The following is a 12,165-nucleotide window of genomic DNA, read 5'->3' on the forward strand; positions in this document are numbered from 1 at the left end:
GCCGAACAGCCCACCCGCGAGAAGACTAACGCAGCCAGACCCGTTTGCTCACGCACCCATGATATGAAGGATTCGCTGGATATGACACGACTAATCCGATGTTGAAAGGCGTATTTGACGGACCGCACGTTCGAGACTCCGCCGGAAATGCCGCAATGAAAACTCCGCGCGTCGGAACGACGGCGCTAAGCCCATCCGACCGCGGCGCCCAGTTGATTGATCGCCAGCGCCGCGCTGTAGGCCAGCACCGTCATGTATCCGAACATCAATGCCGGCCATTTCCAGGAACCCGTCTCTCTCCGCGTCACGGCCAGGGTGCTTACGCATTGGCATGCCAGAACGTAAAACACCATTAAACCCGTCGCCACGCGCGGCGTGAAAAGTGGGCGCCCGTCCGCGCGGGTCGCTGCCGCCAGTTTGTCACGGAGCATATCAGACGCGTCGTCCGTCGCGCCGATCGAAAAGGTGATGCCCATCGTTCCGACGAAAACCTCCCGCGCCAGAAAAGACGAGAGAATTCCGATGCCGATTCGCCAATCGTACCCCAATGGCTCAATCGTCGGCTCGATCAGGTGGCCCAGTCGCCCGAGCCAGCTTTGACGCAATTGCGCCCCGGCCAGGATGTGATCTCGCTCGTCAACCCCCAGCGGTGCGCCATCGAGTTCCGCAAGCTGCGCAACAACTTCCTGAGACAGATCAGCAACATCCATTCTGGGGAAATAGCCGAGCGCCCAGATCACAATGCAGGCGGCAACAATCGTCGTCCCCGCGCCGGTGAGAAACTGCTTGCTGCGGTCCCACATCGTTCGAACAATGACACGTGCCTGCGGCAGACGGTATGGCGGCAGTTCCATAATGAATGTCGGGCGTGGGCCTCGCAGCAGCGTTTTTTTGAAAACCACCGCCATCAGCAAAGCTGTCACCGTGCCAAGCAGGTAAAGCCCAAGCATCACACCGGTCTTGAGCCATAGCCGGTCGCCATACACCGCCGCAATCAGAATGAGATACACCGGTAACCGAGCCGAGCAACTCATCAGCGGAGCGATCAGTATCGTCGTCAGTCGATCACGCCGATTTTCGATGGTGCGCGTCGCCATGATGCCGGGAATGGCGCACGCATAGCTCGAAAGCAGCGGAATGAAACTGCGGCCGTGCAGACCGACGCGGCTCATCAGGCGATCCATCAGAAACGCCGCCCGTGCCATGTAGCCGGAATCCTCAAGAATCGAGAGAAACAGGAACAGAATGCAGATCTGAGGGAAGAAGACGACCACCGAGCCGACGCCGTTGATAATGCCATCCGCCAGCAACGATTGCAGCAAACCGTCGGGCACCCACACACGCACTGCCGAGACGCACAAGGCCTGCACGGATTCGATCATGCCCATCAATGGCTCAGCCCACGAAAAGATCGATAGGAACAACAAGCCCATGACGACCACGAAAACACCGAAACCGTATATCCGATGCGTCACAACCGAATCAACGCGATCCCTGATGCTCGCCTTCCGCGGCAGCGCATCCCCGCCGGAGCGTTGAACCCGCACGCGCGATACGATCTGTGACACATGCCGGTACCGTGCCTCAATGATCGCAGCCGCAATATCCGATTCGGCCTCGTTCAATTCTTCCGCCGTCCGAGCCATCTCCTCGGCCAGCGCCGGCGGCACCTGCGCGACAAGACGCCGGGATGCCGCGCGCCCGGTCGCATCGCCCGACAGATAATCCGTCATCCAGAGAAGCGCCGCCGAGCGTGAGACGCAACACGTCGTCGCGCCCGAGCTCGTCAGATCGCTCGCGATTTTCTCCACGCACCGGTCGATTTCCAAAGGCAGTTCGAGTGAGTGCCTTGAATGTGGCACGATGCTTCCGCCCATGAGTGCACGGCGCAATTCGTCGAGCCCTCGCCCCGAACGCGCGACGGTGGGAATCACCGGCACGCCCAGTTCGCGTGAGAGAAGCTCGCAATCGATGCGCTCGCCGCGCGCCTCAACCTCATCCATCAGGTTACAGGCGACAACAACCCGCATGCCGAATTCAATCAGTTGCGTCGCGAGATATAGATTGCGTTCGAGATTCGACGCATCGATCACGACGAGAACCGCGTCAGGGCGGGATTCGCCGTTGAGCAGGCCGAGCAGCACGTCGCGCGAGATCGCTTCATCGGGTGAACGCGCGGACAGACTGTAGATCCCCGGCAGGTCAACGAGGATGATCCCGCTTCCCAGGAGGCGGCCCTCGCGCTTCTCAACGGTTACGCCCGGATAGTTGGCCACGATGTAGCGCAGCCCGGTAAGCTGATTGAAGAGAGAGGTTTTGCCGGAGTTCGGATTGCCAGCGATGGCGATACGATGCACGGTTGCCGACACCGCCGAAACATCGGCCGGTCGAACTGACATTACGTTGCCTCGATATGGACCGTCGCAGCTTCGGATTTGCGAACACTCAGACGGTAGCCTCGCAACTGCAATTCGACCGGATCGCCCAGCGGTGCGACACGAACCACGCTGACCAGCGTGCCGCGGGTCAGGCCCATTTCGAGCAAACGATGCCGAATGCCGGCCTCGCCACCCACGCCCCTAACGAAACCCGACTGCCCCGGATTTAGGTCGCCAAGCAACTTAGGCATAAGCTCTTACGATCCTTCCGCTCGCTGGCACGACTGGTCTCAGCCTTCGCGATCGAGAGCTGATTGAGACTCAATCTCAATTAGTTTGTAATCCGTCGGCCCGATGTTGTCAACGAAAATCAATCCCATCAGGCAAATTTGGCCAGTTGAGGTATCGCGCCACGGACTGGGCGCAGGATCGCGATAAATCGACCAAAAGCCGACCGCGAAATGCATCGAATTAAAGGATGAAACGCTTGGAAATTCAGATGGGCGGGAACCGGCGAAATCAGGATTCGGATGCGTCGTCGTCATCATCGTCCGCTGAGCGGACGACCTCTTCGCCCAGAAGGCGCTGCTTCATCACGCGACCAATCTTGAATTTAACCGTCCGCTTTTCGGGGACATGAACGCGCTCGAGGGTCTTGGGATTCTGCGCGACGCGTGCCGCACGAACCTTGCTCTCAAACACACCGAAGTCACGAAACTCCAAGCGGTTGCCCGCACCGAGTTCCTCGATGATGTCGTCTAGAAAGCTCTGAATAATCCGCTTCACCACGACGCGCTTGTTATTCGTTCGATCGGCGATTCGATCGATAAGTTCTTTCTTCGTAACGGTTCGCATGATGAAAACCCTAGGCGACTTTCTACGATGCGAGAGCAGCGCTGCTCTTTATCAACCTTGACGGCTGGCGGCCCTTCTTGCACGGCGAAGAAGTCCCGCTCCGTCGATCTCTACGAACCCCCTCGAAACGCCGTAACCCATCCTACCGCAAACAGTTCCTGCGACGCAAGCAACTATTTTTGGTGATTCACAGGCCAAATCCTGCGGCAAGTCCTTCCGTGGCACGAAGATACGATTCCGACATGGTTTCGAGGCCAGCGGACGGAACTCGCCCCAATGCTCATAACATCCTATTTAGAATAGTCTTATGTCGGCCCGACATGCTTCCCTCCCCTCACCTGCCGGCATGGCGGATCGCGGTCGCCTCATTGATCGCTCTGTAGCCCGACAGCCCGACTCGCCCACCATCTGTGCCATGAATCTGGCACTCCTTGCATCACCGGACCGGCGGTTTCTGCCGCTGGGATCGCACCTGAAGATGATCAAATCGCCCGTTCCCATCGCATCAAAGACGCCGGTAACTCCACCCGCAAAGAACCAGACGGCCCGCTGAACCACAAGGCACGTTCAACAAGCCACTTAGGCGCCATATCGCCTGCCATCAGGCCCTTTGCAACGCGAGAGCCTTCCCGCTAATCTACGGGGCTTTCGTTTTGGACGCAGCCGGTTCCACCCCGGGATCGCCTGGGAGACGGCCACGGCGGCCCCGGATCACATGAAATTGCATCCCCGCATCTGCGGGTGTCGGAGCTTTCGGAATGATTAAGACGCTACGGGTTCACAGCAAGAAAATCATGGTGGGCCTCGTTCTGTTCGCCATGTTTTCCTTCGTCGGCGGTTCTGCTTTGACTTCCTGCTTTCAGCAGCGAGCCAGCGACATCCTGGTCATGCGCTGCTACGGCGAGACCCTCAATTTGCAGGATCTCAATGCAGCACAGGCCGATACCGAAATCCTCGGGCGCCTGATGTTCGATTGGAGAAACGGCCGGGGCGATGAAATCGATGTCCGTCATTGGCTGATGCTCTCGAAAGAAGCGGAGCGGGCCGGCATCACGATCTCCTCCGCGGACGTGAACAGAGTTCTCGAACAACGCGAATCCATGCTGGTTCAATTCAACGCCGGAACGCTTGCCGACATTCGCAAGCAACTGCGTGTCTCGCTTTCGGCCATGCAGGCGGCCGTTGCGCGACAGATGGCGATCGGGGAGTATTTCGAACGCATTCGCCTGGCGTCGATGCCGTCCGAGCCACAGGTGAAGCACTATGTGCAGGCAACCGAAGACAAAATAAACGTCGGCTTCGTGGCGCTCAAAGCCGACCAGTTCATCGACAACAACGAGCCCGTCTCCGCCGAGGACGCGGCGGCGCAGTTTGCAAAGTACAAGGACGTGCTGCCGGCCGACAGCCCTGACGGTTTCGGATACAAGCATCCGCAACGCGTGAGGCTTCAGTACGTTGCCGCGTCGGTCTCAAAGATTGAAGCCCAGGTCAGCGTCACCGAAGAAGAAATCAAAAATCAGTGGAAGGCCAATCCGAACAAGTACATGAAGACCATCATGGTTGATGAGCCGGCGCCGGTCGACCCGGCCGCGACTCAACCTGCGTCGCAACCCGAGATGCGGCAGGTTCCCAAGCAGGTGCCGCAAACATACACCGAGAGCCGCGACGCCATCTCCCGCGAATTGAAGAAAAACAAGGCCGCACGGCTTGCGCGTCAATTCGCATCGCGCCTCACCGAGGAACTTGCGAAACCCTGGGCAGATCTGAAGAACGACGAGAAGACCGGATTCAAGCCGATTCCTGAATCGGTCAAGGACCCGGCTTTCCTCCGGAGCGTGAGCGCTCAACTGGCTGCAAAGTTTGGCGTGAACGTCGACTACAGCGAGACCGATTTCTCCTCAGAAGAGGATATCGCCAACGACTTCGTTCTGCGCGGCGCCGAAATGCCCGGCGATAAGGACACGCCCATCTCCTTGTCGGAGCTCGCGTTTCGAGTGCCCGGATTCTTCACGCCCGAGGCCAACCGCGAATCTGACCTGCGGATGCAGTTATTCCAGACGCCCATCCTCCCGATGACGGTCGCCGGCCCTTCTGCCGGATTCGAAATTCGTGGAAACCAGCTTGTGCCCAAGCCCGGCGAGCCCGCCAACTACATCGTCTTTCGGGTCATCGAAACCCGCGACGCCCAGGCGCCGCTCGTCATTGACGAAGTAATGCCCAAAGTCGAACGCGACATTCGATTGCAGCGCGCCTTCGGCCGAGTGGAGCCGATCGCGAAGGAACTGTGCGCCGTCGCCTCGCGCATCGGTCTCGACCTTGCGTTGACGCACTTCGAGGACTTGCGTGTGACACGAGGCGTTCGCGCCGTATCGAAGCCCGCGCCGTTCTCGCGCATGAGCCGAATCACCGATCCCGCCGAACGGGAAACGCGCGCCCGCGAAAACCGTCCGATGATCGAGTATTCCGAGGTTGTCGGCGTCGGACGGGCGCCCGAGTTCGTGGATGCCTGCTTTGAGATGGCCGCCGACAACTGGGCCCCGCCGATTCTGGACGTTCCGCAGACCAGTGCGGTTCTCGCCGCATCCACTCAGCCGGCGTCCGTACCTCCACCGAAGGCCCGGGTGATCTCGATTCCCAAAACCAAGACGTGGTATGTGATCGAATTGCTCTCGACGAACCGCGTCAACAGCGACAACTACGAATCCGAGAAGCGCCAAGTCGCGTTCCAGACGATCATGGGCGATCGAAGCCTCGTCTCCCGGCTCCAATGGTTCGATCCCACCGCAATCGAGAAACGCTGCGACTACAAGGACCTCGACAAGGACGCACAAGGTCGCTCTCGCATCGGCATGTACTCGCCCGCGCCGCAACAGCCGTTCAGTTTCTATTGATGTGATCCCGGCCGTTTCGCCCGGACATTCTGGACGCACGCCCGCGTAAAAATGGCGACCGGCGGATCGGACCAGGAGAATGACGAACGTACAAAGACGTTGACGCGATCCTGAACCGCCGCCGGTCTCTCCCCACTCCTAAAGCCCAGTGCGGCTGATCGTCCGCGCTCCAGGCGCAAGTTCGACCGCTGAGGCGAGCGTCAGCCCTGATCCGCCGCTTTCCACTCCGAAAAAATACGATTGTCTTAATATGGCTGCGTCAGCCGAACCACCCCAGGGTGAACGCTCGAACATCGCTTCGCATGAGACAATCGGATCAGGCCTCTGGGCACGCCCTCGGGCTTTGTGCGGCGGTTCGCTGGGAGATTTGCGAGATTCCGCCGCGCTGGAAAACGATTTCTTAACAGAAACGGCCGCCAAAGTCAAGATTTGGCCCATTGTCGCGCGGCCTATGACCGTCACTGCCTCCCGAGATCCGAGCAAGATAGCCGTCCCGGTTTGAGCGATTTCGGATGCTGAGCATGCGACTTTTTCGATCACGGATGCTGAATTTTCCACCGGCTCCCGGACTCCACCGATGGCATCCACCAATGCGGACTTTCGATTTCTCGCGCCCCTGGTTTTTTGTTGACTCTGAAAATCGGCTCTGACTAGACTAGAGATGTCCGGCGAGTGCCCGATCGCATCGCCTCAAACATGGGCGAGGCGACAGCGATCGGCGTGCAGACCGGACCGAGCGATGCACTCCGTGCATCGGGCGTTGTGTCCGGCCGGTGACGGCCGTCGGACGGGTGAAGGCTCGACGCGCGACATTCACTCATGCCCCGCGATCGAGGTCGCCGCCCATCACGAAGGAGGTGATCCATGACGAGTGAGAGTAAGAAGCTGCTCTAGAGTGCAGCGACCGTGGCTGCAACACTCTAGGCAGCCTCATTGTTCTTGACCCGCCGGTGGCTGAGTCTCAGCGCCGGCGGGTCTTGTTATTTAAGATCCCGACGCAGCCGATTCCGTGTGGCTCCTCGCACACTTCGCAACAAGGCAGCCTGAAACCCAAACAAATGAACGGATCACGCGACCACTGGCTGCTGCAGTCTGACGACAATCTGCTTCGCCAGTGCCAGATTGACACCTATCGCGCCAGCGGTCCCGGCGGCCAGAAACGGAACAAAACCAGTTCAGCGGTTCGATTGCGGCACAAGCCCAGCGGACTGCTTGCCATTGCAGAAGAGAGCAGGTCTCAACACGAGAACAAGGCCAAGGCGTTGCGGCGATTGAGGATGGCCATCGCCCTGGAGATTCGCGTCGAATCCTCGGCCGCCGATCGCCATGCGGTCGTGGCGGGCGCGATCAGTTCGTCCGGCGGCATCGCGGTTCCGAGGCGTTCTCCGGACCGACCACGAATTATCGCGCACGTCATCGACGAAATCGCAGCCCACGGCGGAAGAATACAAATGGCGGCAGCATCGATCGGCGTCACGACCTCCCAATTATCGAAGTTCGTCTGCGACGACGGCAAAGTGCTTGCCGCGGTCAATCGCATTCGAAGCCAATTCGGCATTGGCCCACTCACTCAGCGAGAATGATCGGCCCGCAAACCGATCGTGACAAAAAAGAAGCCCGGCTGAGAATGGCCGGGCCTCCAATCGTTTTTTGATTCAATTGCCGTGAGCCGATGCCGGGCCTCGGGTAAACCGACGGCCGAGCGTCTCTCATGGCAGCAGCGAGCGAGCCGCCGTATCAGATACCGCCGCCGCCGACACCACCACCGCCACCGCCACCGCCGCCGCCGGCACCACCGCCGCCGCCGATGCCGCCCTGACCATCAGATGGCTGCGCGGGAGCATCGCCTCCGGGGAAGCCCGGAGGAACGTCGAAGAGGTCGCCATCGCCGCAGCCGAGCGGAATCGTGCAGCTCGGGTCAGCATTGAAGTCGGGCGTCTGAAGCAGGGGCCAGAGCAGATTGATCTGGTCAGCCGGCGAGCAGAACGTCAACACGCCGCCGCAGATCGGCAAAGACGCGGCAAAGTTGATGCAATTGTTGGCGAACAGGCTGCTGCCGGCGGCCAACAGGCCCAGACCGACCAACTTTCGCCGAATGCTCTTGTGCTTTCGCATGATGGTGCCTTCCTATCTTTTATATCGTCAAATTACGAGGTAATTCTATCCAAACGCAAAGCGATCTCCTTCGGCGCGAAATACGTGCCGTGCCGCTCGGTTATCAGCCGCCACCGCCAACGGGAATTTCACGAACCGGGCAACCCCACATGAGATCGTCATCCTGGTTGATGACCGGTCCGAGGACGCCATCGGCCGCACGGATCGCGTAATTCTCGGTGCCGCAGACATACAGCAGACCGAGGAAATAACCGTTATTGTCAATCAACAGTCCGCTCGAGGATAAGCCGGCTGTCCCGGTGGACGCGCAAAGCGTGAGGAACTGCGTGACGAACGCGCCAGCGGCTACATAGCCGGCAAGGACGAACATACGGATTTTACGTCGACTCATCTAAGATGTCCTCCAAGACCCCGAGGTAGGCAAAGTCGCAGGTGGGGATACAGGCGAGGCGTGCAATAGGCTCAATAGCTCACCTACACATTGAAATGGTACCGCGACGCCAAGTGGTTTTCAAGCCCCGGCGTCCTATCCAGAAACGCCTCCAGCCGCCCACGTCCGAGAAGCTCCCCGTTTCCGGATCAGGCCATAACACGCTGACGGCAGCGGTCCGAATTTACATCTGCACCCGGGTAAACGGCTTGATGATCAAGGCGAAAACGATGGACAACACGAACAGCGTGACCAGCCAATGGACGTCGTAGCCGAATATCGGCGTCGATCGCGGAGGATACGCGATTCGAATCGATTCGATCGGCGACGATTCCGCGATGGACATTTCGCCCGAGTAAAGCAGGCGATCGAACCAGTGTCCGCCGCGAAGACTGCTGATCGGACCAAACTCCTCTCCGATCACCACAGGCACCCGCACCGCATTCACCGCATCTCCGAATTCAAGGATTTTCTCACCGACCGAATCCGCGCGCAGCCGCCAGTCGGCCGTCCCGAGGGGCACGGCGCGACAAGGATCGTGCGGATCGTGAACGACGCCTGCGGGCAGTTTCAGTCGCGAACCGACACCCATCAGCGCGGCCTGCATCCGATCCCTTTTTTCGTAGTCAACTGTCGAAGCGGTCGCCTCGCGAGTAATCGGGTCCGCCGCCGAAGCGACCGGTTTGAGCTGAACGGTCACCCGAATCAACTCGCCGGGCTTGAAGGGACGGAATTGATATCGAAGGCCGATCTGCGCCATGATCAGAACGAAGGGAACAGCCATGATGACCATCGGACGAAGCGAATGGAGCATGAGGCGCAGCGCATGCCAGATGATCATCCGCTGCGCCCGAAACGTCACCGCGAGGTTGTCCTTGAAAAGACGCGTCGACAGCAGATGCGCGGAGATCTGATTGCGAACATCCTTGATGGCGGATTGGTTGGACGTCCAGCCCCATATCAGCAGCATGAGCCAGCCGATCAACGCGGAAATGACCACGAGCGCCACGGCGGGTGAACAAAAGGACACCAGTGCGAACGCCGCTGCGCCCAGTGCGTTCATTCCGCGCGTGATCATGTCGAGCGCTGCATTCATGAACAAGTACCGATCGATTCCCGAAACGCGACTCCCGGACGACTACTCGATATATCCCAGCCCGCGCAGCCGATCGAGTACGGCCGGATCGGTCTCGGTGCCACTGCCTTTGGCCTTGTCGAGCTCGGCCAGTTCTTTCTCGATTGCATGAGTAATGAATTCGTCGGGACTGCTGTAGCCGGCGGCCTCGGCATATTTCCGAACGCGCTCCAGCAGACCTTTGTCAATTTTTACGTTTCCGCCGAACACGATAACAAACCCTCCCGAAGAATTAACCGCGAGAAACTCATGGCGACAGCGGCGCGAACATGTTCCGCCCCTGCATGGAAGCCGGCGTTGAAATGCCGAATTCGGCCAGGATGGTCGGTGCGACGTCGATCAGCGCCGGCGCCTCGGACACGATGCGTCGATTCGACAGGACAATCCCCGGCACGAAATCGTGCGCAATGCAGTGATCGGCGCTCCATGCCTCGCGATTGTCCGACACGACCGTCCGATCAAATCCGCCCATACCGGTCTGCCAACTGCTGCGATAGTCACGATTGTATCCGATGATCAGGTCGGGCGCGTTGATCGCCTCGGGCCCCTTGTAGAATTCATCGCGCCGGTAAACCCGTGCAATCGGGTGCGAGTCCGGATAGGAAGGGTCTTCGTATGCCAAGAGCCTGGCAGTAATCTCATCCAGCAGCGCATCGCGGTCGCCCGGCTCGACACTGCCCATGCGTTCTCGTCCCTTGAGATTCAGGTACAGGCTGTTGATCCCCAGCCCGTAGGCCCGGGTCTTCGACCAGTCGGTCTTCCCGAAGAAAAGATCGGGCTTGCCATCGGAATCAAGATAGCCATTTTCGCGAAGCCAGGAATTCAGGCCGAACTGGCGACGAAAATTGCCGAAGCCATGATCTGACATGACGATGTACGCAGCGTCATCTCCGAGCGATGCCATGCACCTTCCCAGCGCTTCGTCCATCCGCTCGTACACGCGCTCCACAACGCCGTGATACTTCCGGGCATCGGCCTCGGATCGAAAGGGATGCGGGTAGGTCGAGTCCCACCAGAAAATGTGCGACTGGAGATCCGTGCTGCTGAAATAGAAAAAGAGCACGCCGTCAACATATCGCTCCAGGGCGTAGTCGAGCATTTTCATGCTTTCATCCAGAACGATATCCGCCTGCTTGCGATATTCTTCGTCGTCAATGTCCTTGAAGTGTCGTGCCCGAAACGTTTCGGCAAAGCCCTGGGTGTAGAACGGCCCGATTGCCTCGCCGATCTCCTTGACGAATTTCGGCGGCTCGCTGATGACGGCGGCGCAATTCGTCGGGATGAAATTCAGCGGAGAAACGTAGAGCTTGATCTCGGGATGAACTTGCTGAACATAGAAACGGACCATCGTCGGCAAACTCGGACCGACGGGCGTCTTGAGGAAGTATATTTCCTGCCAATCGCTCCAATCGCCCTCATTCAGCACAAGCTCGCGCGATTCGTTGCCCGCAACGCCTTCGTTGATCCATGCGATTTTCAGGCTCGGATTTTCCGGGTCGCGATAGATTCGCAATTCGACCTCCAGCTTCGGAGGCAATCCCGTGCGCGAACTGGCCGGCAGAAATTCGTTTGGCGGGCCGATGATCGTCGCGATGTAGGTGCCGGTCTTGAAGTCCTTGACGATGCGATCGCGCCGGCCGCCCCCCAGATCGACGGCTGCCCGCGGTTCAGTTGAGAAGTGCTGATAGGTTCCGAGTGTGGCCAGTGCATCAGGCACGCCCATTCCCGCAAGACAGCACATGTGGCCGTGCTCTGATTCGCTCGGCGGATAATTCGCCGGAATCTTGTAGATTTGAATGGGGATGCCGCGTTCGTCGAGGTAGTTCCAGAAAGGCACGCCATATCGCGTGAGCGTTGTGGTCTGGCTGGCGGCGAATGGATTGAGATGCGACGAATTGAACTGGTACTTTGAGACCTGAAACTCGAAGAGTGGCTCGGGCGGCGGCACATCGATGCTGGTGGACGTACGGGGCGTGACGTTGAGATGCGGATCGGCCGGCGCGAGATCACGGTGGATGAAGTCGTATACCCCGTGAACACCCGGGTTCGCCCCCGTGATGAAGTTAGACCAGGCGACAGGACTTTGCGGTGGAATGCTCGTTTCGAGGGGTCTGAATCCGCCCTGCTGCTCGAGCTTCGCGAAATTCGGCATCCGATTTTCGTCGATCAGCTTTCGCACCAACCGCGGATCCATCCCATCACATCCGAGCACAAGAACCCGCTTGTGCCCGGCGTTTTTCGCACGCGGCACGGGAGTCCGGCCGGATGACTCCCGATCACATCCGGGCGAGCCCGCACCCAGGATGACCAGCAGCGCCGAAAGCAGATTCAATTTGCAGGTTCGATTCATGACACGATTCG

General features: G+C 59.2%; 10 protein-coding genes and 1 pseudogene. 2 read left to right on the forward strand and 9 right to left on the reverse strand.

Translation table 11 applies throughout. The features are described 5' to 3' along the window. Positions 1–185: 185 nt before the first annotated feature. The 4 genes from feoB to KF841_03915 are packed head-to-tail and all read right to left on the reverse strand — an operon-like array spanning position 186 to position 3,233. Complete coding sequence (gene feoB / locus KF841_03900) at positions 186–2,399, reverse strand: ferrous iron transport protein B (GenBank protein ID MBX3394492.1); 2,214 nt, start codon at positions 2,397–2,399, stop codon at positions 186–188. Beyond that, a complete protein-coding gene (locus KF841_03905) occupies positions 2,399–2,629 on the reverse strand; it encodes a ferrous iron transport protein A (GenBank protein MBX3394493.1) in 231 nt (76 codons plus the stop codon). The genes feoB and KF841_03905 overlap by 1 nt, the downstream gene beginning before the upstream one ends. Positions 2,630–2,668: 39 nt before the next feature. Next, positions 2,669–2,926 (reverse strand): hypothetical protein, encoded by a 258-nt coding sequence (locus KF841_03910; protein ID MBX3394494.1) that lies wholly within the window; start codon positions 2,924–2,926, stop codon positions 2,669–2,671. Beyond that, complete coding sequence (locus KF841_03915; GenBank protein ID MBX3394495.1) at positions 2,898–3,233, reverse strand: integration host factor subunit beta; 336 nt, start codon at positions 3,231–3,233, stop codon at positions 2,898–2,900. The genes KF841_03910 and KF841_03915 overlap by 29 nt, the downstream gene beginning before the upstream one ends. Positions 3,234–3,991: 758 nt before the next feature. On the opposite strand from KF841_03915, the gene KF841_03920 reads away from it, so the two are divergent. Next, a complete protein-coding gene (locus KF841_03920) occupies positions 3,992–6,124 on the forward strand; it encodes a hypothetical protein (protein ID MBX3394496.1) in 2,133 nt (710 codons plus the stop codon). 1,058 nt (positions 6,125–7,182) lie between these two features. Beyond that, complete coding sequence (locus tag KF841_03925) at positions 7,183–7,707, forward strand: peptide chain release factor-like protein (protein MBX3394497.1); 525 nt, start codon at positions 7,183–7,185, stop codon at positions 7,705–7,707. A 154-nt stretch (positions 7,708–7,861) separates the two neighbouring features. On the opposite strand, the pseudogene KF841_03930 reads toward KF841_03925, so the two are convergent. From KF841_03930 to KF841_03950, 5 genes and pseudogenes are all read right to left on the reverse strand, one after another. Beyond that, a pseudogene (locus tag KF841_03930) lies at positions 7,862–7,936 on the reverse strand (dicarboxylate/amino acid:cation symporter). 406 nt (positions 7,937–8,342) lie between these two features. Beyond that, positions 8,343–8,630 (reverse strand): hypothetical protein, encoded by a 288-nt coding sequence (locus tag KF841_03935; GenBank protein MBX3394498.1) that lies wholly within the window; start codon positions 8,628–8,630, stop codon positions 8,343–8,345. Between the two features lie 223 nt (positions 8,631–8,853). Further along, a complete protein-coding gene (locus KF841_03940; GenBank protein ID MBX3394499.1) occupies positions 8,854–9,765 on the reverse strand; it encodes a hypothetical protein in 912 nt (303 codons plus the stop codon). A 42-nt stretch (positions 9,766–9,807) separates the two neighbouring features. After that, positions 9,808–10,014 carry a hypothetical protein gene (locus tag KF841_03945; GenBank protein ID MBX3394500.1) on the reverse strand — a complete coding sequence of 69 codons (207 nt, stop codon included), beginning with the start codon at positions 10,012–10,014 and terminating at the stop codon, positions 9,808–9,810. A 37-nt stretch (positions 10,015–10,051) separates the two neighbouring features. Then, positions 10,052–12,154 carry an alkaline phosphatase family protein gene (locus KF841_03950; GenBank protein ID MBX3394501.1) on the reverse strand — a complete coding sequence of 701 codons (2,103 nt, stop codon included), beginning with the start codon at positions 12,152–12,154 and terminating at the stop codon, positions 10,052–10,054. Between the last annotated feature and the right edge of the window lie 11 nt (positions 12,155–12,165).

The organism is Phycisphaerae bacterium (assembly GCA_019636475.1).
Taxonomy (GTDB): domain Bacteria; phylum Planctomycetota; class Phycisphaerae; order UBA1845; family UTPLA1; genus JADJRI01.